This window comes from Acinetobacter sp. 766875, assembly GCF_000582055.1.
GTDB lineage: Bacteria > Pseudomonadota > Gammaproteobacteria > Pseudomonadales > Moraxellaceae > Acinetobacter > Acinetobacter nosocomialis.
In genome coordinates this window covers 40,332-66,458 of record NZ_JEXX01000023.1, presented here as the reverse complement: position 1 = coordinate 66,458, position 26,127 = coordinate 40,332, and the positions used below count along the sequence as shown (strand labels likewise).

Here is a 26,127-nt window from a genome sequence, read left to right as displayed (position 1 = left end):
TGATGCGTTAAGTACCTCAAGCAACAACAAGACTGATGCCTTGGGCAACAGCACAGCCAACAATCTGGGTGGTGGTGCAAGCTATGATAGCACAACAGGTGCAGTAAGCTCACCGACCTATACTGTGAATGGCAACAACGTGAATAACGTAGGTGATGCGATCACTGCACTGGACAAAGGCTGGACCTTACAAAGCAATGGTGCCAATCCCGCTGCAGTAAAAGCTGGAGATACGGTTGATATTGGTACGGTCGCAGGTGAAGGCAACCTGAAAGTGAGCAAGACCGGCAATACGATTCAGTATGGCTTAAACCGTGATCTGGATCTGGACAGTGTAACGGCAGGTGACAGCAAGCTGGATGGCAATGGTTTAAGCATTGCAGGAGGCCCAAGTGTAACCAAGACTGGTATTGATGCTGCGGGTAACACCATCAGTAACGTAGCAGCAGGCACCAATGCTACCGATGCAGTAAACAAAGGTCAGCTTGATCATGTAGATAATCGTGTAACACAGGTTACAAATACAACTGCAAGTATCTTTGGGGGTGGTGCTAAAGCTAATCCAGATGGTTCGATTTCTAACCCGACTTATAATGTTGCAGGTACAAGTGCAAACAACGTTGGTGATGCTTTAACAGCACTTGATAAAGCAGTTACTGATGCAGGTACAGCAGCAAATGCGGGCTGGACAGTTTCAGCCAATGGTGATGCAGCGACTGCTAAAAACATCAAACCAAATGGTAAAGTGAACTTTACTGGTGATGATAACTTAACTGTTGCTCAGGCTAGTGAGACAGATAATGAAGGTAATATTAAAGTTGCACTAAACAAAAACTTAAAAGTTGATAGTGTCACGACTGGTACTACAGTTATCGATACGACTGGTGTAAAAGTTGGTGATAACGTTCAGTTAGGATCAACAGGTCTAATCATTGCTGGCGGTCCGAGTATCACTACTTCTGGAATTAGTGCTGGTAATAAAACGATAAGTAATGTAGCCGCAGGTGTTTCTTCTACAGATGCGGTAAACAAAGGACAATTAGATAGCGCAATAAGTAGCATAAACAATAATGTTGGTGCTCTTGCTAATAGTGCTGTGCAGTACGATAAAAATAGTGATGGAACGGTTAACAAAGACTCTATTACTTTAGCTGGCGGTGCTAATGGTACAACCATTAAAAATGTAGCAAATGGTACTGTAGCAGAAGGTTCTAAAGATGCTGTTAATGGAGGCCAGTTATGGACTGTTCAACAACAGGTCGACAAAAATACGGGCGATATTTCGAATCTTCAGACTGACATCAGCAATATTAACAATGGTAAATCAGGTTTAGTTCAGCAAGCTGATAAAGATGCAGCTATTACTGTTGGTAAAGATACTGGTGGCACTCAGGTTAACGTTTCTGGAACAGCAGGTGAGCGTACGGTGACTGGTGTTAAAGCGGGAGCAGTTACAGCAACTTCAAAAGATGCAGTAAATGGTTCTCAGCTTAATACAACAAATCAGGCACTTGTAAACTACTTAGGTGGTGGAGCAGGTTATGACAATATTACCCAAAGCTTCTCAAATCCGACATATAACGTAGGTGATAAATCTTACAACAATGTTGGTGATGCGATAGGTGCATTGAATCAAGCTGACCAAACATTAAATACCAAAATTGATAATGTAAGTAACAAGCTTGAGCAAGCATTCTATGCGACAAATCAACGTATTGATGATGTCGAGAAAAGAGCAAATGCTGGTATTGCTGCTGCGATGGCATTAGAAAATGCACCATTTGTAGCGGGTAAATATACCTATGCTGTTGGTGCTGCATATCATGGTGGTGAAAATGCTGTAGGTGTGACCTTACGTAAAACTGCCGATAATGGTCGTTGGTCACTGACTGGTGGTGTAGCTGCAGCTTCTCAAGGTGATCCAAGTGTTCGTATCGGTATTAGTGGTGTAATTGACTAGTTTCGCTAGGCGAGGAAGGCATAAACCTTCCTCATTCTCCATTTCGAGAGTAAAAATATGAAAAATACAGTTAAAGTGTTATTTATTGCTGTTCTTTCCGGCCTAGCAATGGTTAGTTATGCACAAGAAGAAGCAATATCTCAAAAAAATGTCACGTTTCCTAAAGTATCAGATAGCTATCTTAAGCAAGTTAAGCGTTATGAGTACGATGACGTTGCGCGCTTGGATTTAGGGCTAAATAAAGACCAAATTCGAGCTTTACTAGGCAATCCACAATTTAGTGAAGGACTATTTGCAGTAAAAGTTTGGAACTATGTCTTAGATATACGTGTCCCAAATAGTAATCAATACCAACGTTGTCAGTTACGCATTGATTTTAATAAACAATATTTGGCTGAACGTTTATCTTGGAAAGGTGAGGCATGTGAAGGGTTGGTGGCTTGGGGTGAAAATAACCAGCCTTCTACAAATAGTACTGCGGTTAATGGACGTACAGCGAGTGTTTTATTTGCTTTTGATCGATCTGATGCTAGTGCAATACAGCAAGGTTTAAACAATATAGACAATGTTGTCGATCAAATTAAGCAAAGCCCATCAACAGCACCTATTATTGTTTCTGGATTTGCAGATCCATTAGGTAAATTTAGTTATAACCAAGAGTTATCATCTAAACGAGCGAATACGGTGGCAAAACTACTTGTCAAACAAGGTGTAGATCCGAACCGTATTCAAATCCATGCGAATAGTCAGACTGATATATATCAGCAATGTTCGGGTGGACATAATTCACAACTTATTCAATGTTTAGCACCAAACAGACGTGTTAATATAAGTTGGTAACAGCCTGTCACGTAAGAGTAACCATCCATAAGGTGGTTACTTTTTCGTTTTAAGAGGCTAAAAAAAACAAAAGAATATATTTAAATTTTTATATAAAAATCATCTCTTAAAATTATAAAAGTGCTGTGGCGTGAGTAAACCATCTAATGGTTGATCCCAGCTTTGACGTTCTAAAGTATGTTCAATAAATTGAAATTGATGAGCCAATCCTAAACGATAAGGTTTATGCTTTGCACTTGCTAATGTACGATCATAATAACCACCACCCATACCAATACGTGTTCCGTAGTGATCACAAGCTAAAAGCGGCATAAGTAGCAAATCAAGCTGTGACACATGTCTTCCTCGCGTTGCCATAGGCTCTTTCATACCTAAGGGATGGTGAGAAAAGCGACGACTTAAATACTGGTTTTTATTTATCTTTATCCACACTAAACGTTGGTTCATCGAGCAAATCATTGGTAAATAAACTTGTTTATTCTTTTTAAAACAGAATTTGATAAGAAGATCAGTATGAATTTCACCGAAAGCGTGCAGATATAAACCAATTTTTTTTGATGAATGAAAAATAGGAAGGTAATTTAGGTAGTGTAAAACATTAAGCTGAGCCTTTTTTTGCTCAAATTGGGTTAAAGAACGTCTTTTAGATCTTAAATTTTTTCTAATAAAGCTGAGTTCATTCATGGATAAATCTAACAAAGACTTGAGATGATTCGTGCAAAATTATATCCATTTTTCTTTAGTTTCAGCGAACTTTAAACGTTATAAAAACAGTCTAGTTGAATCGAAAATAAAAATAACTGTGTTCCTAAAAGGCCTCCATATAATATTTTTTAGTTTTTTTACGTATTTACAGTATTTATTTACATTTAATCAGGATAAGTATATTTAAAGATGAATATGAAACTTTAAAGTCTATGAAGTTAAAAATTTTATTGATGATGCTATGTGCTGCTTTGCTCAGTGCGTGCACGAAACAGGCAGAATCTGAAGCTCCTCAAGTTGATTACAAGACTCAATTCGAAGAGTCTGATCGAAAAATTGGCGAGTTTTTAGATCAATTAGATAGTCCAAAGACACCGCAACAAGTTAAAGTTAAAATTTTGTGCCATGATTATCCTGATCTCTACAAAAAGCAATACATGCCTGCATTAATAAAAATTTCGCCTAAGCCTTATACCGAAGAAAAATTACTATCAGATCTGAAAAGCGCAACAGATTACTATAAGGGAAGTTTAGGAATAAAATGTGATAATTAAAGATTGTTGTTTATCACTTAAAAATTAATAATTGTGAATTGATTGGCATTATTTAGTTGTGCTAAATTTCTTTCTGCTCCTTATTTAAATTTTTCGCTGGACTTAAGATGTAAATATTAAAATTTTTGCAGAGTTTTAATACGGTCGGTAGCTATTTAACACTTGCCTCTATCTTGCTAGCAAACATGCAGAATTACGAAGGGAAATCGTTTTTTAACTAAGTGAAATTTAATAATTAATGCAAGGTAGAGATATGAAATTTAAAATATTATTACTCAGTTTTATTGCCACAGGTTGTTATGCTAACGATAATATAAATGATCCTGATATTTGTAATATCGTAAAAAAAGTCGCTTTTAACGTAATGGAAGCAAGGCAAAAAAAAGTACCTGCACAAGATTTACAACAAATTGCTGATGGCCTTACAGAAGAAAAAGCAAAGCAGCTTTATCAAGACTTAATCAACTCAGCTTATGCTGCTAAGGTATTCAAAACAAGCTTCTTTAAACGTAAAGCCATCGAAGATTTTCAGACAGGGTGGTATCAAGAATGCTTGCATCGAAATGAGCAATAAGTAGCAACAGGAATATATTTAACTTTTAAGTTTAGCTAATAAGCTAGAAAGACAAAATACTAAAAATAGACTGACAGATCTGTCTTTAAATTATAATTATATAATAAAATTAATGCTCCGAAGATGCCGCTGCATGTGTCGTTACCCTGAACCCGACGAGTTCAAGGTGGACGCGACGTATACTTGCTGGGTTTCCTACTCGAAGGTAGGCATACACTCTAAATATACAGAACGCAATCCATAAGTTTAAGTATCGGCAGGGGAATAGACCCGCTGGCGAACATCCCAGAGATAGCTTAAGTATAACCGATCTGGTTCCGTTGGCAATCATCTGAGTTTATTGAACTGTAAAGTTAGGCTTCATTTGATGAAGCTTTGTACACTAAAGGTACATATAACAATCATGTGGTACATAAGATAGGCTCAATACAAAAATGCCCTGCACTATAAATGAATAGGGCAAGGCATTTTTATTGATACAAGTCGATTAAACAGTTTGTTCAACATCTTCCAAAATAGCCTGTAATAGGCGTTCACAGTGTGTATATTCTTGCAAAGATTTATTTAAACTTAACACTTCTTGGGTAAGCTGTAAGGCAACCATAATAACAAGCTTATTGTGCTCAACACGAGGGGCACTACGGCGCATATCGTTGAATCTCTCATTAAGAAGTTCAGCTGCACGTTCAAGCTCATCTTTTTTATCTGATGTCGTTGCAAGTCTAAATGTTTGCTCAATCAGACGAAGCTCTACCATGACTTGTTCACTCATGATTGGGTCTCCTCACCAGCTTCAGCATTTGGGTGAGCAAGTTGCTGAATTTCTTGCGCATGTTGATCTTGAGCAGTACCTAAAATTGCTAAACGTTGAATGATGGCTTCAACTTTTGCTTTGGCAAGTTCATTTTTTTGTAACAAACGGTCACGATCTTGCTGCAAGTCGTGTAACTCTTGTTGAGTTTGACGTTGCTGTGACTGAAGTTTTTCTTTGGTAACACGTAATTCATTACGCTCTGCCAAAATTTCCTGAAAACGATTTTTTAAATCGGTCGTACTTTTTTCTAGGCGGCTGTAACGCTCTGCAAGTGTGTTAGCATCTTGATTCAATTGTTGAAATTGGCCTTGTAGCTGAGTGAGTTGCTCAGTTAATGTCTCAATTTCCTCTTGTTTTTTAGTGATGATGCTATTTTTTTGCACAACTTGTGCGTGGTGCTCTGTTTCAGCCAGTTCTTTAGCTTCCAAGAGAGTAGAATTTTCACTCTCTAGATGATGTAAGCGTGTTTTTAAAACGCCAATATGCGCTTGTAGCCGCTGTAATTGTTCTAACATAACGAGGTCGCACAGAATTGCAATCAAAGGTAATATATACGAAGTATAGAGATTGGATAAACGAATGCAAGACGATATTTCAGGCTGGACAGAATGGAACGCTCATTTTGAAGGAATTGAAGAAATTTCAAGCCCTAGTGAGTTACATGGTTTACTAACAGGTATTGTTTGTGTGACAGAAGCGCCTACGCGTGAAGAATGGACACAAATTTTAACAACTCTTAATGTTCCTGATTTAAATGAAGAAGCTTTAGCGCTTTTAACCGATGAAACAGAAGATGTAGCACATGCGTTGTCGGAAGATGAATTGGATTATTTGCCAATGCTTCCAGACGATGAACATACGCTTCAAGACCGGGTACAAGCATTATCAGACTGGTGTGCTGGTGTTGTTCTTGGCTTTGGTTTGGCATCAGGCCATGTTCGTGCTGATGAGCGCGAATTAATTGAACATTTGCAAGATGTGGCAGCAGTAGAGTTTGAAGACTCTGATAACGACGAAGAAGGCGAAAGCAGTTACGAAGAATTGTATGAGTTTGTACGCCTTATTCCAGTGAGCTTATCTATTGGTAGAAAGAAAGTAACAGTGGCTGAAAGTTCATTGTTGAAAAACTTTTATGCAAAAAGTAAAACTTCTACTGTAGGCACCCTAGATCAAAATATTGTAGAAATGTTTACACCACATCGCCCAAGTTAATTGAGGCGATGTGTTATTGGCTGTGTTTAATTTTTTGACTTTAAAATTCTAAATCAAGTAGATCATTATGAAATTGCCTCAAGCTGATTTTCAACATCGCAGAAACCGTCTAGCAGAAAAAATGGGCCCAAACAGCATTGCGATTATTGCGACGCGTGAGGAAATGTACCGTAATCGTGATGCGGATTATAAATTCCGTGCCGATAGTAGTTTTTTCTATTTGACGGGTTTTGCAGAGCCTGAGGCAGTTGCTGTCATTGAAACCTTTGATGACGTTACAGACTATAGCTATAGTCTTTTTTGCCGTGAACGTAATCGCGAGATGGAAATCTGGAATGGTTATCGTGCGGGAATTGATGGCGCAATTGAAGATTACGAAGCAGATGAAGCCTATGCTATTGATCTGCTTGATGAAGAAATTATTGAAAAATTATTAAATAAAGAACGCCTTTATTATCGAATCGGACACAATGCTGCATTTGATGCCAGAGTAAGCCAATGGATTAAAAAAGCAAATGCCGAGCATCGTCATGAAGCCGCTCCAGCTCAGTTAGTTCAACTTGATCGCATTGTTGATGAAATGCGTTTAATCAAGTCACCGCAAGAAATTGAGCTAATGCAAATTGCTTCAACAATTAGTGCTAAGGCACATACTCGTGCAATGCAAACTGTTCGCCCCGGCATGATGGAATATGCACTTGAAGCCGAGCTTAATTATGTATTTGGGCAAAACGGCTGTGTGCCTTCTTACAACAGTATTGTTGGTGGCGGTGCCAATGCTTGTATTTTGCACTATGTTGAAAATAACCAGCCTCTTAAAGACGGTGATTTGGTTTTAATTGATGCTGCATGTGAATATGAGTTCTATGCATCGGACATTACTCGTACTTTCCCTGTAAACGGAAAATTTAGTCCAGAACAAAAAGCATTGTATGACGTGGTATTGGCATCTCAATATGCGGCGATTGATGCAGTACGTATTGGTAATGCGTACCGTGAGCCTCATGAGGTTGCGGTCAAAATTTTAACTGAAGGCTTAGTTGATTTAGGTTTGCTTAAAGGTAATGTGAGCGAGCTTATTGAAAATGAAGCATATCGTCAGTTCTATATGCATGGTACAGGCCACTGGTTGGGTATGGATGTACATGATGTCGGTTCTTATAAAAAAGATGACGAGTGGCGCCAATATGAAGAGGGCATGGTTGTTACTGTTGAGCCAGGTTTATATATTGCGCCAGATGATGAAACAGTAGATGAAAAATGGCGTGGTATTGGTATTCGTATTGAAGATGATGTGGTCGCAACGTCAAAAGGCCCACGAGTTTTAACTGCCGACGTGGTTAAAGATATTGCAGATATTGAACATTTAATGGCGCAAGCTAAAGCATAATTAAACGTATTCGCCAAAGGAGCAAACTCGATGCAACAACAAGTGATTATTGTAGGTGGGGGTATGGTGGGTTTGAGCCTTTCCCTCATGCTGGCGAAGGCTAATATCGCAGTCAAGCTATTAGAAGCTGTGAAATACCCAAACTATGATGATCAGAATGTTGCTCCTTACCATTCCAGTTTCGATGCACGTAATACGGCTTTATCGCGTCGTAGCGTACAGATTTATCAAAAGCTAGGGTTATGGGATGCATTACAACAGCATGCCACTCCAATTTTGCAAGTTCACATTACTGAGCAAGGCAGTTTTGGTAAAGCACGTTTAGTTGCAGAACAAGAAAAAGTCGAAAGCTTTGGACAAGTCATTGAGAATGCGTGGCTTGGTCGAGTTTTGTTAACACAAGTACGCCAACAACCTTTGATTGAACTGATTGATGGCGTACAAGTAACCGCTTTAACTCAAGACGCTGAACAGGTACATATTGAAGCTCAGCGTGGTGATGAACTTTTAAAGCTTGAGTCAAAATTATTAATTGCAGCAGATGGTCGTGATTCTTTCTGTCGTCAAGCAGTTGGGGTGGGTGTTGATGTCCACGACTATGATCAGGTTGCAATCGTTACCACTGTTCAGACTTCAAAACCGCATGAGCAGGTAGGGTTTGAGCGTTTTAGTGCATTAGGACCTTTAGCTTTATTGCCATTACCGGGTGAATATCGTCGCTCAGTGGTATGGCCTGTTAAAAAGGGCACTGAAGATGAGTGGTTAGGCAAAGAAAATGACCAACACTTTTTAGATGCCTTGCAAAAAACGTATGGTGATAGAGCGGGTAAATTTGAAAAAACAGGCAAACGCTTTAGCTATCCGCTTTCACAAGTACTTGCGCATAAACAAGCTGTTGGACGCGTTATTTTAATGGGTAATGCAGCGCATACAATCCATCCGGTTGCAGGGCAAGGTTTTAATTTATGTCTGCGTGATGCAGATGTATTGCTTCGTTATTTGGTAAATCAGTTAAGCACATCTGATGATATTGGTAACCCAGATAATTTGCTTGCCTATGAACAAGCCCGTTTATCTGACCAACAGCGCGTGATCAAGTTCTGCGATACCGTTGTTCGGGGCTTTAGTAACCAAAACCCATTATTAAAATTAATTCGTAATACGGGATTAATTGCATTTGATGTAATTCCGGGTGTTAAGCCACTGGTAGCGAACTATGCAATGGGGCTAAAAGCATGAGTGAAGTGTTAGATGTCGTTATTGTTGGTGGTGGACTAGTTGGTGGCTTAACTGCTTTATTACTTGCACAAGGTGGTGTACAGCCTACGGTGCTTGATGCTGCCCCTGTACTTGATGTTGAAAAAACATTAAGTGTGATGAACCCACGTGTTTTAGCACTTAGCCAAGCGACGATTCATTTACTTAAAACAGTGAATGTTTGGGATGATTTAGCACGTCAAATGCCTTATACCGGCATGCAGGTGTGGAACCTAAATGGCTATGGTGAAATTAATTTTGGTCATGAATCTGTACAAAGACCAATGCCAGAACAAGCGTTGGGTTCTATGGTTGAGCCAAGCGTATTGAATGTTGCCATTCAACAAAAAATGCTTGAGCAGTTAACAGATTATCGTACTCAAGTTCGCGTTACCCGTATTGAGCAAGGTGTTGGATGCTGGCATATACAACTGGCTGATGGTTCTACACTTAAAACTAAACTGCTTATTGGTGCTGATGGTGCCAATTCATTTGTACGTGAGCAAGCTTTTATTGACTTAGATGTACTAGATTACAAGCAAGCAGCGATTAGCTGTGCAATTAAAACGTCTAAGCCCCATCACTATGTTGCTCGTCAAATCTTCTTAACTACAGGGCCTTTAGCATATTTGCCAATGGCGAGTCTTGAAGAAAGTGAAAACGGCTATTGGCAGTCTATTGTCTGGACACTACCAGATGATTATGCCGATGAATATTCAGCTTTAAGTGATGCTGAGTTTATGCAACTTCTAACCCGTGAAAGCCAACATATGTTGGGTGAAGTGCTCGATGTTCGTTCAAGAGCACAATTTCCATTGAAAGCGCGTGCCGCAAAACAATACGTTAAAGCTGGCCTAGCCCTAATTGGCGATGCAGCTCATGTGATTCATCCACTTGCTGGGCAAGGGGTGAATATTGGTTGTTTAGATGCTGCGGTACTTTGTGATGCACTACTGCATGATTTAGGTCGTGGCGTATGGGCGCATGAACAAACCTTAATGCGTTATGAGCACCGCCGTAAAGGACAAAACGATGCGATGATGCATAGTATGTCGGCAATTGGTTGGTTAGAAAGTTCTGAGCTATTTCCATTGATTTGGGTCAGAAATGCGGGACTTAAGCAGGTTGAACAAATTTCGTTCTTAAAAGAGCGTTTTATGCAACAAGCGAACGGTTTAGGGGCTTTACAAAACACCCAGTATAGTCGTTAAAATAATTACGAAGTTTATGCTCTACTGGTCTAAATAAATATCAGTAGATATTTTTTAAACAATCATTTATATATCATTACCAAATCGGTCAGAAAAGATACTGATTTGACCAATTTGGCTCTTTGCTAAATGCAAAGAGATTGCTAAATTTCTGAGGTCTCAAAGACCATAGCGATGATGCAATACAAATCATTGTGGGGAGTGTAAATATGACAGATATCAATGATTATGAAGATGCAGAAGATTCTGCTGTAGATGAAGATGAAGCCAAAGCGGCTGAGAGTGGCGCGGCTGACGAAGAAGCAGGCAACTTAACTGATGCTGATCTTGCTGAGGCAGAAACGCTTACCGTAACTGCGAAACAAAAACAGCGCCAAGCATTGGAAGATGAAGTTGCTGCATTTTTAGCTCGTGGTGGGAGAATTACTGAAGTTCCGCCAGATGAACATAGCGACCTTTAATACTAAAAAAGCATCACATGAGTGATGCTTTTTTATTGGCTTTTAGGTTGAGTTAAAGGTTGTTTTGCAGCTCTTTTAAAATGCCGCATTCGTCTACTGTACGGTCGGTCGAGCAATGTTGTTTTAAATCGATGAGTGTTTCTTTTAAAAGCAAAAGTCGTTCAATTTTTTCCGATACTTCAATCAAATATTTATTCACCAAATTATCAATTTCCGTACATGCCTGCTTTGGCTGAGCTTTCATTTCTTTTAACGTTTTAATATCACTAAGAGAAATATCTAATTCGCGGCAATGCTTAATAAATAATAGGTCCGCAAGTGTTTGATCTGTGTAAATACGATAATTATTTTCTGAGCGTTGAATACGGTCGAGTACACCTACTTTTTCGTAATAACGAATAGTGTCGATTGGAACATCTGCTTTTTTTGATAATTGGCCAATAGAAAGACTCATAAGACTTGACTCTGGAGCTACTCAAGGGTTTTTAATGACTATAAAAGAGTTCTTGAGGAAATAAAATGGCCGGATGTGGATGTGCTTCAACATGTTCACCTACAAAGAAAGTCAGCCCACGCTTTAAAAAAGCGCTATGGATTGCACTTGTGATTAATGCACTTATGTTTGTAGTTGAAATTGTAGGTGGCTACAAAGCTCAATCTGTTTCATTATGGGCAGATGCATTAGATTTTGCAGGAGATGCAGCAAATTATGCTTTGTCTTTAGTTGTACTCTCGATGAGCCTTTATTGGCGCGCAACCGCAGCTCTTGTTAAGGGTATTACGATGGCCGCTTTTGGTTTCTTCGTCATTGCAAAAGTGGTATGGTCATTTTTTCATGGTGTTTCACCTGAACCGATGGTTATGGGGGCAATTGGGGTGATGGCTTTAATTGCTAACGTTTCGGTTGCTTTAATGCTTTATGCATTTAGAGATGGGGATGCGAATATGCGCTCTGTCTGGTTATGCAGTCGAAATGACTCTATTGCCAATATTGCTGTAATTTTAGCGGCGGTTGGCGTATTTGGAACAGGCACTGTATTTCCGGATTTATTAGTAGCCTTTGTGATCGCATATTTAGGTATTTCTTCGGGTTATGCTGTGATTAAGCAGTCATTACAAGAAAGAAAACAATCAAAGATAATGTTGAGCTCAGAAGCTTAATTTTGATCGTATAAACAAAAAAGTACCATTTAAGCATGGTACTTTTTTGTTTTTGAATGCATTAGATGAGAATTGATATTGCAATACTCCACATAACGCAACCAATAATAAAATCTAAAATTTTCCAAGCTTTGGGATTGATAAATAAAGGTTTTAGGAATCTTGCACCATAACCCAAACTGAAAAAGAAAATCCAAGAAGCAAGTATGCTGCCTAAAGCAAAACTAATTTTATCCTCTAGCTGTGTTGCAACCGAACCAATCAGCACAATAGTATCTAAATAGACATGGGGATTGAGCCAAGTAAAGGCCAGACAAGTCACAAGTGCTTGGGTTAAAGTCTGTTTTTGGCTGCTATCAAGTTCCATGCCTTGATTCGTTTTAAACGCAGCATAAAATGCTTTTGCACCATAGACAAATAAAAACGTTGCTCCTAAATATTTCGCGACTGTGATTAAGATGGGTGATGCTGTCATAATTTCGGCAAAACCTAATACACCGCAAGCAATTAAAATCGAATCGGACAGTGCGCAGATTAAACATAACCAAAATACATATTGCTGTTTAAGCCCTTGCTTTAGAACAAAAGCGTTTTGAGCACCAATCGCTACAATTAGGCCGCTACCAATACCTAAACCTTTAAAAAATACACTCAGAGAAAGCATAACCATTAAGTAGAAAAAAATCAGATGCGGGAATTATCTGTCTTTTTATAAAGAAATAAGTAAAATTAAGAATATTTAGGTTTGGCTAAAAATAATTTAGGTTTTGTATGTTGGATAGTAAGCAGTGTGAAGCTTTTCTTGCGGTTGCAGAAGTCGGAAGTTTCGATGCAGCAGGAGAACATTTATGTATCACTCCGTCTGCTGTATCACTACGTGTACAAGCACTAGAAAAATATTTAGGGCAGATTTTAATAATACGTGGCCGTCCATGTGTGCTTACACAAGCAGGGCAAACCTTACTCCAGCATTTACGTCATACAAGGCTAATGGAGCAAAATTTATTACAAGGTTTAATGGGGAAATCATCCGAATCGGAATTTTATAAAATTGCGTTGGCTTCAAATGCAGATTCATTAGCAACTTGGCTTTTACCCACTATTCAGCAAACATTGTTCAAAGAAAAAATAGTATTAGAACTAAAAATTGATGATCAATCTCATACGCATACCTTGTTAGAAACAGGGCAGGTCAATGCATGTATTACAGCAGAAGAGCAGGTGATGGCGGGTTGCTTAGCTCAGCCTCTTGGTAAAATGCGCTATAAAATGCTCGCCTCGGCTGACTTTGTAAATCGGTGGTTTCGTGGTGGAGTTAACCGAGAAGTTTTAAGAAAAACGCCAGCAGTTATTTTTAACCATAAAGATTTAATGCATTCGGAAGTTTTATTAAAAGGTTACGGTTTACCGATGCAGAGTTATCCTTATAGTTTTATTCCGGCAACAGATGCCTTTGTCAAAGCAATTCAGCTAGGTTTAGGCTATGGAATGGTGCCTGAACTTCAGGTTCAATCCTTGCTCGAAAATGGGACTCTTATTGATATTATGCCCGAGGCTCAACTTGATATTCCTTTATATTGGCATCACTGGAAAAGACAGTCTAAGCAACTTGATGCACTGACTGAAACGATTGTTCAGTCAGCAAAAGAGATATTGAGATAAGTTTAAGATTGGGTTAACTCAAGCGCACGTTGATAAGCAACTTTTTTCTTAATACCCGTTAAATCAGCAGCCAGTTGAGATGCTGCTTTTACTGATAAATCTTGAAGTAAGCGCTTTAAAAGTTCATCTAGTTTTTCTTGTTCCAGATCTGTTTTTTCTGGGGCACCGCCAACCACAAGAACAATTTCACCTTTTTCTTGGTTATGGTCATTTTCAATAAAATTAACCAGATCTTTTAAAGTCATTTTTTTGATCGTTTCAAAAGTTTTGGTAATTTCACGTGCGAAACCGACAGGACGATTTTCACCAAATACTTCAGCCATATTTTTTACGCATTCTAAAATACGGTGTGGTGCTTCATAGAAGATTAAGGTCTGAGTTTCATTTTTAAGCTTTTCGAGTTGCGAAATACGTTGAGAAGCTTTTGATGGCAAAAAGCCTTCAAAACTAAAACGGTCACTTGGCAAGCCCACAGCACTTAACGCAGCAATTGCAGCACATGCACCCGGTACAGGCACAACTCTAATGCCATTTTCTTGAGCAGCACGAACCAGTTTGAAACCTGGGTCACTAATAAGTGGTGTGCCTGCATCACTAATCAAAGCAATATTTTCACCAGCAAGTAGCTTTTGAACTAACTGCTCAATTTTATTACTTTCATTATGGTCGTGGCATGCGGTAAGTGGGGTAGATATATTATAGTGTTTGAATAATTGAGCTGACTGGCGTGTATCTTCGGCAGCCACAACAGAAACTGATTTTAAGATATCAATTGCACGGAAAGTCATATCATCTAAGTGCCCGATTGGGGTGGCTACAACAAATAACTGAGCACTCATTTGGTTTTTACTCCGTACAGATAAACAATTTTAATCGGTTAGTGTACCCGAAATTCTGTTTTTGGCGTGAACAATGTCAGTAGGCTTTTTATTTTTCAAAACATTTGCTTTTGATTTACTCAATTCAAAATATAAAAACGCAGAATCGGTATTAAGAGCATTTACATTTAAAAAAGGGGAAACAAAAAAATCATGTTAGTTGCACAGCAGTTGGGCCAATGGGCGGAACAAACAGCACTAAAACTTTTAAAAGAACAAAATTATGAATGGGTCGCCAGTAATTATCATTCACGCCGTGGAGAGGTCGATCTGATTGTAAAACGTGGTAACGAATTGATTTTTGTTGAGGTAAAAGCGCGAGGGCAGGGAAATTATGGTCAAGCTTGTGAAATGGTGACTTTAAGTAAACAGAAAAAAATAATTAAGACGGCGATGAGGTTTTTACAGCGCTACCCATCTTATCAGGATTTTTATTGTCGTTTTGATGTGATTTGTTTTGATTTTCCACAGAAAATTGCAAAAACAGTACAGCAAGACTTTTCGAAATTCCATTATGATCTGCAATGGATCGAAAATGCATTTACTTTGGATTAAGAGTTCATTACTCTTTTGAGCAAATTAAAACCGATGTTTATGATCAAGCCAAGAAGAGATTGATAGGAGTCTGGTGGAGTGTTGAAACGTATTGCTGTAACAGCGCTTTGTGTCGCAAGTTTGTCAGGTTGCGCAAGTTTTATTTCTGGTGGAACAGGTACAGCTCCAGTTGGAACAGATAGTGGTGTACGTAGCTTAGGCCAAGTATTCATTGATTCTTCAATTAAGCGTACAGCGAATATTAACCTCTATAAGCTTGATCAGCGTTTTAAACAATCTCGTATTAACATCGAAAGCTTCCATAGCACAGTATTGTTAACTGGTCAGGTGCCAGACCCATACTTGAAACAGTTGGCAGAAGATAACGTTAAAGCCATGAGTGATGTGAAAGCTGTACATAACTATATTACAGTGGGGAACAAAGTAAGCTATAACACGATCATGCAAGATGCTGGGGTAACCGCAAATACACGTGCTTTATTAATGAAAGCGCCAGTTGTATCGGACAGTAAAGTACTGGTTCATACCGAAGACGGTGTTTTATATGTAATGGGTCGTTTAAACACAGCTGAAATTAATGACTTAAACAATGTGCTGCAAAATGTCGGTAACGTGACTAAGATTGTAACGCTCATTGATAATATTGATTTGGCGCCTGCTCCGGCAGCAAGTACTGCCAGTGCAACAACTACACCAGTAATTAATAACGTTCTTGCTCAACCAACAGTTCAAACTCCTGTTGCAATTGATCCGGACCAAACAGATCCAGCATCTTCTGCACAATAAAATATGAACCTGATTGAACAATTACAAAGCAAAATTGAGCAGGCGAGAACTCTTTATAAAGAGTTCCGCCTGTATGATTTGGGGAGCTTTGCTTTAAACCGTTTTACACCAAAAGATGGTTTTGAGCAGGTTTTAAATGTGCGTTATGGCTTAAAGCCTCGCCATCGTTTAGATATTTATCGTTCTACTAAACGCTTAGCTCATCAACCACTCATTGTTTTTGTACATGGTGGTGCTTGGCAACATGGTAATAAACGAGACTATTTATTTATTGGCGAAGCATTTACAAAAGAAGGTTATGACGTTGCTGTCATTAACTATCAACTTGCGCCAAAAAATATTTTTCCAAGCTATGTAGATGACTTAACGCAAGCGTTAAATTATTTGCATCAAAATCAGGAAAAACACGAAATCTCGACTGAGAATATTGTGCTTATGGGACATTCGGCTGGTGCATTTAATGTAATGTCGGCTGTTTATCACCCTGATTCAACTAAGATTGAATGTTTAGGGAAAATTAAGGCAATAGTCGGATTAGCTGGACCATATCATTTTGATTATAAGGGTGATCCGCTTGCTGAAGATGCTTTTGATCAAGGTATTTCTTATAAAGAGGTGATGCCTTATTATTTTGTAAATCAAAATAATATTAAGCATTATCTACTCATGGCTGAAAATGATCAGCTCGTAAAGCAACATAATACTTTGGATATGGATCAAGCCCTTAGAGAGAAGGGAAATCATAGCCATATTGCTATTATCCCTAAAACTGGCCATATAACGATTTTGGCCAGTCTATCGAGTTTTGTAAGTCATTACTTCAGAACAAAACGAACCATTTTGCACTTTCTTGAGGAAGTATTCTAAAACATCTGTTTGAGAGCGCGCAGATTACTTTGCTTGAGTAATCTGCGTAATCATTGCGTGTGCAATACTGCCTTTAAATGGAATTTCAGGAAGCTGATCAAATTTAAAGAACTGTGCATCGGCAATTTCATCTTCCTGCAAAGAAATTTCACCTGACTCATATTCAGCTCTAAACGCAATCATAAGATTACTTGGAAATGGCCAAGGTTGACTTGACATATATTGAATATTCTTGAGTTTAAGCCCCACTTCTTCTAAAGCTTCGCGTTGAACAGCTTCTTCAAGAGTTTCGCCAACTTCGACAAAACCTGCAATCAAACCATACATGTTGGTTTTATTGTGAATTGATTTTGCTAATAAAACTTCATCATCACCTTTAGTAATGATAGTAATGATGCATGGGTTTACGCGAGGGTACTGATGATAACCGCAAGCAGGGCATACCATTGCATATTCGGTTGAGTGGACTTCGGTAGCGTGTCCACAGTGGCTACAAAATTTGTGATTACGTCGCCATTCGAGCAACTGTACCGCACGACTTGCCTGTAAAAATTGCTCTTTTGACCAGTTGGAAATAAGTTGACGAATTGGAACGAGTTGCAGACCTTCCGGTATAGCTTCTTCACTCAGCAAGTCACGTGCAATGACCTGTTCGTCATGAGTGAAAAGCAGATCACTTGCTAACTTTTCGACTTTGGGTAATTGAAAGTTTTGGTCAACCAATAATTGTTGGTGATGAAAAATATAAGCAAGTGATAATTCAGACATTAAGCTGCCTTTTTTTGAAGTTGTTGACTACTTAGCAATGCTACATCAAACATGGATTGTAGAACAGGCTGTTTATTTTTTAAATTGTCAACTAACATATCTAGTCCAGCTAATACGTTAAAAATACAGTGAATCTGGTCATGACTAAAAGGTTGGTTCTGTTCGATTTGCTGCTGTACAAACTTGGCAGTTTCAAGCAAAGCATTTTGTTGAACCGTACTTCCTAAAAATTCAGCCGCGCCAGCCAATTCTTTTAAAGAGCCTGCAATCGCTTCAATATTTTGTGTTTGATCGTTGGCATATAAAGTCAAACTTTGACATACAAAATCGATTAAATTTTTTGTCTCATTTAATAACATTTCATGTGCTTCATCTAAACGATCTAAAGAAATATTAGTGTTGTTCACACGAATTTGTAGACGGTTGGATGAATAATTGCGTACTAAAATACCAATAGCGTTCATAGCAGATAAAATGCTCTTCATGAGTTGCTGAGCATAGTTTTCATTACTCAATATATTGATTTGACTTAAACTGCTGGCTTGTTGGGAAAGCTCTGAAGCAGCTTCATTCAAGTTAAGTAATTTAAAAGTATGAGCAAGCTGCATAAGGCTGCTTTGAAGTTGCTGAGCCTTTTCTGGCGACATGTTTTGGTAGTTATATTCAATATCATTACGAACTTTATTCATTTCGCTTAAGACTAATTGACTGACCGTTTGCATGGTATCAAAGTCTGGACCATACAAATGTTGGCTCAGTGCTTTAAGTTGAGTGTCGGTGAGGAACTCATGACCAATGTTTAGCTGCCCACGAATTTGCTTTCCGAGTTGATCTTCTTGTCCAATTACAATACTAATGATATCTGCCAGAGCATTTAATTTTGCTTCAAAGTTTTCTGGCGATGCTAAAAATAGGCCTATAGCATTTTCAAGATTAATCAATACACGTAAGCGAGCATCATTTAAAACAAGTTCATCAATATGATTAAAGGCGGAGTTCACTAATTGCCAATATTGTTGGCTTGGTTGACCATGAGCCATACTGATTAAATAGCTACCAACAAGTTTGAATGCCTGAAAGTCTCGAGCACTTTCAGTTTTATTTAAAAACTGATGCAAAGATAATTTATAAAGCTGATGGATAAATTGAGTTTTTTCATTGATGAGCATTTCGGGTAACGGTAACTCAAGTGAAGTTGTTGTAAGGTTTGAAGCAATCTGCTGGCCAGATGAGGTTAATGGCTTGTTTAAGGCTTTTTCTAAATTGTTTAGAGTGTCCAAAAGAAACTGAGGGACTTCAACTTCACGTAAACAAATAAACTCAATATAGCGTTTCACCATAGTCGTGCCTTCACTTAGAGCAACAACCTCATCGGTGTTGATGTGTTCGGGCTTAGCCATAATTTTTTGCATCAACTCGGTTGAATATTGAGTGATTTTTGCTAAATAGGGGATATCAATGAGGCGTAATACTTGAGTGCATTGTTTAAATTGTTCTAATGCATCATCAATACCAAAAGGGAGAGCCTGCTCTTCAATTAATGTACTTACAGCACCTTCCACCAGTTTTATTGAGTTATCAATTTCATTCTTGATAATAAGTAACGCTGTTGGATCAAATTGAATCGAATTATGCTCAGACATAAAAATTCCCCTTTGCAAAAAAAATCAATTGTTATATTCGTCATGGCTCAATATTTTGAGCTAAAAATCTATACGACTAATATAACTTAACTTGCAAAAGGGGAAACTAAAAAAACATTAGAGAATCAAAAATTTATTTTGCAAAAAGGCAAGGTTCTCCATGTTTTTTCTCAAATTCTTTGACCCAAGTCTCATGTATGTTCAACTCTTCATCTGAAGGGTAAATAACGGGTAAATCAATTTGAATTCTAGCTTTGGTTGTTTTTTGTTGATCACTTTCGCTTTGAGAGAGCGCATCCATATCAAAGGAAACTTGACCACCAGTCATTGCCAGGTAAACATCAGAAAGAATTTCAGCATCGAGTAACGCACCGTGGAAAGTACGGTCACGCGCTGGAATTTCATAACGTCTAACTAAGGCATCAAGTGAGTTTTTCTGTCCAGGATGCTTATTTTTGGCTAAAGCTAAAGTATCGGTAACCTCACAAACTTCTGAAAGAGCAGGTAACCCAACACGTCTAAACTCCATATCTAGGAAGTTCATATCGAAGGTTGCGTTATGAGCGATAATTTCTGCGCCTTTTAGATACTCAAATAAAGTATCTGCAATGTCCGCATAGACAGGTTTATCTTTTAAGAAATCATCACTGATACCGTGAATGTTTTCTGACTCACCCACTGGTTTTTCAGGGTTAATATAAATATGAATTGAACTGCCTGTAAGCTTACGGTTAATCATTTCGATTGCGCCGACTTCAATGATACGGTCGCCATCTTGGAAATAGAAACCAGTCGTTTCAGTATCGAGAATGAGCTGACGAGGGCCTTGTAATTTAAGCTTTGCTTCGGTAACAACAATTTGAGGATGAATATTGCTACTTTGTTGCTTTGTTTCTTGCTCTACAGCTTCAATCTCATTTACTTCTTCGTCTAAAGTATTCATCTCAACTTCTTGTGATGGTTCAAGAGCCACATCTTCATCTTCGCTTGTTTCAACCAGATCAAACCCGAAAGGGTCATCTAGCAACCAGTCCTGTTCAGGCTTTTTTATATCTTGCGGTGCAGCGACAGACTGTGGTTGCTTGAGTTCTTGAGCTGTTTTATCTGCACCTAAATTTGCAAGTTGGTCTGCCATTTCATTGCCAGGATGTCCTGCATGGCCTTTAATCCAGTTCCACTCAATATTTCTACCTGCGCAAACAGCATCAAGTTTTTGCCATAGGTCAGGATTTTTAACATCTTTCCAATTTTTCTTTTTCCAGCCATGAATCCATTCTGTAATGCCTTGCTTTACATAATTTGAGTCTGTCCAGACAATTAATTGTGCATCAGGAGGGCAAAAAGAAATTCCTTCAATAGCCGCAGTAAGTTCCATACGGTTATTGGTTGTGTCGGGTTCGCCGCCAAATAATTTATGTTCACCCTGTTCGGTAATGACATATGCACCCCAACCACCTAAACCGGGATTGCCACGACATGCACCATCAACATACAGTGTGATTGTTTGAGACATAAATCGAAACCTAAACTGAAAGAAAAAGAACTGAATATGGTGTATTGTATACGCAAAAAGTTCGGTTCCATCGTTACAAAGCAAGCTTTTTTTAATTTCTTGTAACATTTCCATGCAAATGACATTAAATTATTGCCTTGTCTATCTTGCATGCTTTACTACAATGGCATCGAAGACCTAGGGTTTGTGGGCAGACCCCAAGAAATATTACGCGAGTTGTTTGGAAGTTTTTATGTATAAACCAACCACATTTGTGTGGCAGCCATCTGCAGCATCATTATTCAAAATTACAGTACTTAGCTCTGCTTTAGCTGCGTTGGGTATTACAACAGGCTGTTCTTCGACTCCGCAATCTGCAAAAACCTCGAAAACAAAACAGGTCAGTGGAGCAGGCTATCTTGATGCAAGCAGTCTGGACTCGTTAGAAGATTTACTTTCAGCAACGGATATGCGTGCTGTAGAAGGTGACCGTTTACTTATTTTAAAACACGGTGATGTCTGGAAGCGTATGGCTGTAGGATTCAAAATGGACCTCAATCATTGGGATCCACGCATTGAAGCGCAGCGTAGTTGGTTTATCTCACGTCAGCCCTACCTTGACCGTTTAAGTGCTCGCGCAAGTCGTTATTTATATCATACTGTGAAAGAAGCAGAACGCCGTGGTCTTCCAACCGAACTTGCATTATTACCAGTGATTGAAAGTTCATATGACCCTGCTGCAACAAGTAGTGCAGCAGCAGCGGGCTTATGGCAGTTTATTCCAAGTACTGGTCGTATTTATGGTTTACAACAAACGGGTATGTACGATGGTCGTCGTGATGTTGTTGAATCTACACGTGCTGCGTATGAGTTTTTAGGAAGCTTATATAACCAGTTTGGTTCATGGGAGTTGGCTTTAGCAGCTTATAACGCTGGTCCAGGACGTATTCAACAAGCGATTAACCGAAATCAGGCTGCTGGTCTACCAACGGACTACTGGTCATTAAAACTTCCACAAGAAACCATGAACTATGTTCCACGTTTCTTGGCAGTTGCTCAAATTATTAAAAATCCGCGTGCTTATGGGGTTTCATTACCGCCGATTGCAAACAGACCCCATTTCCGTGAAGTCACGTTATCTGCACCATTGTCTTTAAATGAAATTGCATCAGTAACTGGTCTTAGCCGTGCTGAGCTATATGCATTAAACCCAGGCTATCGTGGTGAAACAGTAGACCCTGCAAGCCCAATGCGTATTTTAATTCCAGCTGATGTAAGCCCGTCAGTTGATAACAAATTAAAAGCCATGAAAGCTGGCGGTAGCAGTTCAGGTTGGTGGGCAAATGTCACATCTCCATCTAAACCAACTACAACTACCTCAACTTCAGTTACTGTTAAAACTACACCGGCGACGCAGGTTCAGCCTGTAAGACCAACTACACCTACCAAAACAACCGGTAGCTCTGTAACGGTAAAAACTTCTACACCTCGTGGATCTGATGCTTTAGCGGCTTTTGCTGCCTCAGCTGATGTACCTAGTGCACCGCGTATTCCAGTTGCTGTCACACCTGCGACCAATGTAAAACCTGTAAGAACAGAACCACCAATTTCAGCAGTTGAGCGTGAGAAAATTTTAGCGGCAGTTCGTGCTGAAGGTGAGAAGGAAACAGTTGAGCAAGCTTTACAGCCGCAAGCTACACAGGCTGAAAAAGACCAAGTGGTTGCCGAGCTAAAAGCAATTGCACCGCAAGGTACCGAAATTGTTGATCCTTATGACGGTAAAATTAAGCTAACTGCGATTCAAACGAGTTTGTCAGTTGCTGAACAGCAAGGTAAAGAGTTAAGTAAAGGCTTTGCTTACCCAAAAACTTTAGCTGAAGATGCAAGTGTTGCGAACTCTGAAGATGGTCAGCGTAATAAAGATAAGCCTTACATTAAAACGGATACTGATGTTGTTGTTGTACAGCCTAAAGGTAAGCGTAGTACCTATACCGTACAACCGGGTGATACATTAGCAATTATTGCAATGAAAAATGGTGTGAACTGGCGCGATGTTGCTAAGTGGAACCAGATTGATCCAGAAAAGACATTATTTGTAGGGACCAGCCTATATCTCTATGATGCTAAGCCTCAAGAGGTTGAATCTACTGCAAAAGCAGCAGCTAAACCTGATGTATATGTTGTTCAAGCAAATGACAGTTTAACAGGCGTGGCAAATCAATTTAATTTGTCTGTGAAACAGCTTGCTGAATACAACGATTTATCGGTAAGCGATGGTCTATTTGTTGGCCAAAAGCTGCATTTAAAAGAGCCTAAAGGCAACCGTACTTCTGCTAAAGCAGAACAACCTAAAGCAGTTCAGGCAAGTACACGTCGTATTGCAACAAAAAGCTATACAGTTAAACGCGGTGAATATTTGAAGTTAATTGCAGATCGTTACGCATTATCTAACCAAGAATTAGCAGAGCTAACGCCAGGATTGTCGGCTGGTAGTAACTTAATGGTTGGTCAGAAAATCAATGTACCTGCAAAAGAAGTTACTGTCGATGAAGTTGATGATAACAAAGCTTCTGGTAAATATGAAAAACTTGCAGCAGGACCGTCGTATAAGACTGAAAGCTATAAAGTGCAGCGTGGTGATACATTATCAAGTATCGCGACCAAGTCTAAAATTAGCCTAGCTGAACTTGCTGAACTGAATAATTTAAAAGCCAATAGCCATGTACAGCTTGGTCAAAACTTAAAAGTACCTGCTGGTGTAAGTGTTCCAGATCACTATGTTGTTCAGTCGGGCGATAGCTTACATGCGATTGCAGCTAAATATAACTTACAAACCAGTTATTTGGCTGATTTAAATGGTTTGTCGCGTACGGCAGGTGTTCGTGCTGGTCAGCGTTTAAAATTGACAGGTGAGGTTGAAACGCCGAGCAAAGCTACGACTAAAAATGTCAAAGAAGAAACGCCAGAGACTTATACGGTCAAATCTGGTGATAGCTTAGGGAATATCGCCAACCGCTATCATTTGCAGTTAGATTACCTTGCCTCATTGAATGGTTTATCTCGTAACAGTAATGTTCGTGTTGGTCAACGTTTAAAATTAACAGGTGATGTGCCACCAGTAGAAACAGCAAAAGTTGATACGGCGAAATCAGCAGCTAAACCTGTTGCACCAGGAAAAAATACTGAAAAGTATACGGTTAAAGCTGGCGAGTCGTTACATACGATTGCAAGCCGTGCAGGTATTTCAGTTCGTGAACTTGCTGAAATGAATGCATTAAAAGCAAATGCAAACTTACAGCGCGGACAAAATATTGTAATTCCAAAAACTGTAGTGGAATACAAAGTTAAACGTGGTGATACTTTAATTGGTCTTGCAAGTAAATATGGTCTAGAAACTACTTTACTGGCGGAACTCAATAACTTAACACCGTCGACTCAATTACGTATTGGCGATATTATTAAAGTGCCTAATTTATAGAATAATTAGAACTTTATGCAAAAGTTATATCCTCAACTGAGCCTGCTAGTCGGGCTCAGTGTCTTTTCACAAGTTGTATTCTCTGCACAGCAAATCACGCCTTATATCGCAATTCACTCTAAGCCTAAATATTTAACAATGGCTGCAATGCCTTATGCCAATCCGAATGCACCAAAAGGTGGAGTATTGAGTCGGGCTGCGCAAGGGACTTTTGATAATTTAAACAGCATGAACGGTAAGGGGAACGCGACAGAAGGAGTAAATTATCTTTTTGATACTTTAATGACTCAGTCACTCGATGAAGTTGGAGTTTTATACCCACTTTTAGCTGAGAGAGTTTCCTATGATCCAGAAAGAACGCAATCGATTACCTTCTATTTAAATCCCAAAGCACGCTTTAGTAATGGACAGCCTTTAACAGCAACGGATGTAAAATTTAGCTTTGATACCTATCAAACCAAATCTAATTTTGGCCTACAAATGTATCTTGCAGACTTGGCAAAAACAGAAGTTATAAATCCTCATCAAGTTAAATTCACTTTTAAGTCTAGCCATAATCCAAAAATGCCATTTGTTGTGGCGAGTTTACCGATTTACTCAAAAGCAGACTGGCAGAACCGTGACTTTACTCGTATTACTTTGCAACCGATTATAGGTTCAGGGCCTTACGTGGTTGAGAAAATTGATGCAGGTCGAAGTATTAGTTATAAACGTAATCCGAATTATTGGGCAAAAGACCTACCTATTAATAAAGGGCGCTATAACTTCGATCATTTAAAGTATGTTTATTACCGAAATTGGGACATTGCATTCGAAGGTTTTAAATCTGGGCAATATACCTTGCATGAAGAAACTAATCCAAAAAAATGGGTCACTGACTACAAGTTTCCAGCGGTAAAATCAGGTTTAATCACGCTATATAAGTTTAGACACCATAATCCGATTGCAACTGAAAGTTATGTGTTTAACACACGGCGAAAACCTTTAAACGATATTCGCTTTAGACAAGCCTTAACCTATGCCTATGACTTTGAATGGCAAAATAAAGCTTTGTTTTATGGACAATATCAAAGACTACAAAGTTATTTTGAAAATAGTGAGTTGGCAGCAACAGGTCGTCCTTCAAAGAGTGAGCTCACTATATTAAAGCCTCTTTTGCCAAAGCTTTCTCCAGTCATGCAAAAAGCTGTTTTGACAGACTGGAAATATCCTGTCTCGGATGCCAGTGGTTTTAACCGCCAAAACTTATTAATCGCAAGACAATTACTCATTCAAGCAGGCTATAAAATCAAAGAAGGGCAGTTATATACTCCTGAAGGCCAGCCTGTAAAAATTGAGTTCCTCATTCAGCAAGATGGCAAACAAAGAACACTGATGCCATTTGTAAGAAATTTAAAAAAATTAGGAATTAATATTAATTTACGGCAGGTTGATGCGCCGCAATATTTAGAGCGTACACGCCATTATGACTTTGACATGACTACGATGAATTTGCCGCAATCTTTAAATCCGGGCAATGAACAGGCTCAGTTCTGGGGAAGTGCCGCAGCAGTTCAAGATGGCAACTATAACTACGCTGGTATTCGTAATCCGGTTATTGATGAAGTCATTTTAAAACTGGTGACTGCCAAAGACCATGATCAGCAAATCACTTATACTCATGTTCTCGACCGATTGCTTCGCGCAGGATATTACCAGATCCCGACTTATGGGAAAGGGGATTATTGGTATGCGTACTGGAATATGTATCAGCAACCTAAAGTGAAACCCGTACTCTCGGCTGGTATAGAGTATTGGTGGAGTAATCCAAACCAAGCCAAAAAAGTTGCCCAATATTTACATCAACAATAAAAGCACGT

Annotated in this window: 26 protein-coding genes and 1 other RNA gene; 17 read left to right on the top strand and 10 right to left on the bottom strand. The window is 39.0% G+C overall.

What is annotated here, in order from left to right; genetic code table 11:
- Both J576_RS16225 and tpgA read left to right on the top strand, forming a co-directional pair.
- Positions 1-1,960 (top strand): YadA-like family protein (locus J576_RS16225; RefSeq protein WP_033855692.1); only part of this gene is annotated, 1,960 nt, incomplete at its 5' end.
- 57 nt (positions 1,961-2,017) lie between these two features.
- A complete protein-coding gene (gene tpgA, locus J576_RS16220) occupies positions 2,018-2,800 on the top strand; it encodes a trimeric autotransporter adhesin/peptidogylcan-associated protein TpgA (protein ID WP_002049541.1) in 783 nt (260 codons plus the stop codon).
- Positions 2,801-2,899: 99 nt separating this feature from the next.
- Here tpgA and J576_RS16215 read toward each other — a convergent pair whose 3' ends face one another.
- A complete protein-coding gene (locus J576_RS16215; protein ID WP_002049562.1) occupies positions 2,900-3,484 on the bottom strand; it encodes a 5-formyltetrahydrofolate cyclo-ligase in 585 nt (194 codons plus the stop codon).
- A gap of 233 nt (positions 3,485-3,717) precedes the next feature.
- On the opposite strand from J576_RS16215, the gene J576_RS16210 reads away from it, so the two are divergent.
- The 3 genes from J576_RS16210 (at position 3,718) to J576_RS16205 (ending at position 4,633) form a co-directional block, all read left to right on the top strand.
- On the top strand, positions 3,718-4,059 hold the full coding sequence (locus J576_RS16210; RefSeq protein WP_002049553.1) for a hypothetical protein: 342 nt from the start codon (positions 3,718-3,720) through the stop codon (positions 4,057-4,059).
- 113 nt (positions 4,060-4,172) lie between these two features.
- Entirely contained in the window at positions 4,173-4,280 is a 108-nt protein-coding gene (locus J576_RS20480; protein WP_228128190.1) for a hypothetical protein, read from the top strand.
- A gap of 32 nt (positions 4,281-4,312) precedes the next feature.
- A complete protein-coding gene (locus J576_RS16205; RefSeq protein WP_002049527.1) occupies positions 4,313-4,633 on the top strand; it encodes a hypothetical protein in 321 nt (106 codons plus the stop codon).
- Positions 4,634-4,743: 110 nt separating this feature from the next.
- Here J576_RS16205 and ssrS read toward each other — a convergent pair.
- The 3 genes from ssrS to J576_RS16195 form a co-directional block, all read right to left on the bottom strand.
- Positions 4,744-4,928: non-coding RNA, 6S RNA (gene ssrS / locus J576_RS19380), on the bottom strand.
- 192 nt (positions 4,929-5,120) lie between these two features.
- On the bottom strand, positions 5,121-5,405 hold the full coding sequence (locus tag J576_RS16200; RefSeq protein WP_002049540.1) for a cell division protein ZapA: 285 nt from the start codon (positions 5,403-5,405) through the stop codon (positions 5,121-5,123).
- On the bottom strand, positions 5,402-5,962 hold the full coding sequence (locus tag J576_RS16195) for a hypothetical protein (RefSeq protein ID WP_002049537.1): 561 nt from the start codon (positions 5,960-5,962) through the stop codon (positions 5,402-5,404). Before J576_RS16195 ends, J576_RS16200 begins: the two co-directional genes overlap by 4 nt.
- Before the next feature lie 64 nt (positions 5,963-6,026).
- On the opposite strand from J576_RS16195, the gene J576_RS16190 reads away from it, so the two are divergent.
- The 5 genes from J576_RS16190 to J576_RS16170 all read left to right on the top strand — a co-directional run bounded on the left by J576_RS16190 (position 6,027) and on the right by J576_RS16170 (position 10,978).
- Positions 6,027-6,659 carry a UPF0149 family protein gene (locus J576_RS16190; protein WP_002049531.1) on the top strand — a complete coding sequence of 211 codons (633 nt, stop codon included), beginning with the start codon at positions 6,027-6,029 and terminating at the stop codon, positions 6,657-6,659.
- Positions 6,660-6,726: 67 nt separating this feature from the next.
- Positions 6,727-8,049, top strand: a complete 1,323-nt coding sequence (pepP, locus tag J576_RS16185; protein ID WP_002049567.1) for a Xaa-Pro aminopeptidase — start codon at positions 6,727-6,729, stop codon at positions 8,047-8,049.
- Between the two features lie 30 nt (positions 8,050-8,079).
- The gene (ubiH, locus tag J576_RS16180; RefSeq protein WP_002049545.1) at positions 8,080-9,288 is read left to right on the top strand and encodes a 2-octaprenyl-6-methoxyphenyl hydroxylase; all 1,209 of its coding nucleotides are present in this window, start codon (positions 8,080-8,082) and stop codon (positions 9,286-9,288) included.
- The gene (locus tag J576_RS16175) at positions 9,285-10,517 is read left to right on the top strand and encodes an FAD-dependent monooxygenase (RefSeq protein WP_002049552.1); all 1,233 of its coding nucleotides are present in this window, start codon (positions 9,285-9,287) and stop codon (positions 10,515-10,517) included. Before ubiH ends, J576_RS16175 begins: the two co-directional genes overlap by 4 nt.
- A gap of 209 nt (positions 10,518-10,726) precedes the next feature.
- Positions 10,727-10,978 carry a hypothetical protein gene (locus tag J576_RS16170; RefSeq protein WP_002049530.1) on the top strand — a complete coding sequence of 84 codons (252 nt, stop codon included), beginning with the start codon at positions 10,727-10,729 and terminating at the stop codon, positions 10,976-10,978.
- Between the two features lie 52 nt (positions 10,979-11,030).
- On the opposite strand, the gene J576_RS16165 is transcribed toward J576_RS16170, so the two are convergent.
- On the bottom strand, positions 11,031-11,432 hold the full coding sequence (locus J576_RS16165) for a MerR family transcriptional regulator (protein WP_002049556.1): 402 nt from the start codon (positions 11,430-11,432) through the stop codon (positions 11,031-11,033).
- Positions 11,433-11,497: 65 nt separating this feature from the next.
- Between J576_RS16165 and J576_RS16160 the strand changes: the two genes are divergently transcribed.
- Positions 11,498-12,139 (top strand): cation efflux transmembrane domain-containing protein, encoded by a 642-nt coding sequence (locus J576_RS16160; protein WP_002049548.1) that lies wholly within the window; start codon positions 11,498-11,500, stop codon positions 12,137-12,139.
- 61 nt (positions 12,140-12,200) lie between these two features.
- Here J576_RS16160 and J576_RS16155 read toward each other — a convergent pair whose 3' ends face one another.
- Positions 12,201-12,803, bottom strand: coding sequence for a LysE/ArgO family amino acid transporter (locus J576_RS16155; protein ID WP_004709994.1), 603 nt, complete (start codon positions 12,801-12,803; stop codon positions 12,201-12,203).
- Positions 12,804-12,910: 107 nt separating this feature from the next.
- Here J576_RS16155 and J576_RS16150 point away from each other — a divergent pair, with 107 nt between their 5' ends.
- Complete coding sequence (locus tag J576_RS16150; protein WP_002049560.1) at positions 12,911-13,801, top strand: LysR family transcriptional regulator ArgP; 891 nt, start codon at positions 12,911-12,913, stop codon at positions 13,799-13,801.
- A gap of 2 nt (positions 13,802-13,803) precedes the next feature.
- Here the strand turns inward: J576_RS16150 and rsmI are convergent, their stop codons facing one another.
- Positions 13,804-14,640 (bottom strand): 16S rRNA (cytidine(1402)-2'-O)-methyltransferase, encoded by an 837-nt coding sequence (rsmI, locus tag J576_RS16145; RefSeq protein ID WP_002049542.1) that lies wholly within the window; start codon positions 14,638-14,640, stop codon positions 13,804-13,806.
- A gap of 192 nt (positions 14,641-14,832) precedes the next feature.
- Here rsmI and J576_RS16140 point away from each other — a divergent pair, with 192 nt between their 5' ends.
- The 3 genes from J576_RS16140 (at position 14,833) to J576_RS16130 (ending at position 16,887) form a co-directional block, all read left to right on the top strand.
- A complete protein-coding gene (locus J576_RS16140) occupies positions 14,833-15,234 on the top strand; it encodes a YraN family protein (RefSeq protein WP_000959396.1) in 402 nt (133 codons plus the stop codon).
- A gap of 78 nt (positions 15,235-15,312) precedes the next feature.
- Positions 15,313-16,020: a BON domain-containing protein gene (locus J576_RS16135; RefSeq protein WP_000919363.1), complete on the top strand. Its 708-nt coding sequence runs from the start codon at positions 15,313-15,315 to the stop codon at positions 16,018-16,020.
- 3 nt (positions 16,021-16,023) lie between these two features.
- Entirely contained in the window at positions 16,024-16,887 is an 864-nt protein-coding gene (locus tag J576_RS16130) for an alpha/beta hydrolase (protein WP_002049544.1), read from the top strand.
- A 24-nt stretch (positions 16,888-16,911) separates the two neighbouring features.
- Here J576_RS16130 and nudC read toward each other — a convergent pair whose 3' ends face one another.
- The 3 genes from nudC to dnaQ form a co-directional block, all read right to left on the bottom strand.
- Positions 16,912-17,655, bottom strand: a complete 744-nt coding sequence (nudC, locus tag J576_RS16125) for an NAD(+) diphosphatase (protein ID WP_002049559.1) — start codon at positions 17,653-17,655, stop codon at positions 16,912-16,914.
- Complete coding sequence (locus tag J576_RS16120) at positions 17,655-19,298, bottom strand: hypothetical protein (protein ID WP_002049534.1); 1,644 nt, start codon at positions 19,296-19,298, stop codon at positions 17,655-17,657. Before J576_RS16120 ends, nudC begins: the two co-directional genes overlap by 1 nt.
- Before the next feature lie 133 nt (positions 19,299-19,431).
- Positions 19,432-20,811 (bottom strand): DNA polymerase III subunit epsilon, encoded by a 1,380-nt coding sequence (gene dnaQ / locus J576_RS16115; RefSeq protein WP_002049538.1) that lies wholly within the window; start codon positions 20,809-20,811, stop codon positions 19,432-19,434.
- 232 nt (positions 20,812-21,043) lie between these two features.
- Between dnaQ and J576_RS16110 the strand changes: the two genes are divergently transcribed.
- Together J576_RS16110 and J576_RS16105 are read left to right on the top strand one after the other, a co-directional pair.
- Positions 21,044-24,268 (top strand): lytic transglycosylase, encoded by a 3,225-nt coding sequence (locus J576_RS16110; RefSeq protein ID WP_002049524.1) that lies wholly within the window; start codon positions 21,044-21,046, stop codon positions 24,266-24,268.
- Between the two features lie 15 nt (positions 24,269-24,283).
- A complete protein-coding gene (locus J576_RS16105; protein ID WP_002049568.1) occupies positions 24,284-26,119 on the top strand; it encodes an extracellular solute-binding protein in 1,836 nt (611 codons plus the stop codon).
- Positions 26,120-26,127 lie beyond the last annotated feature (8 nt).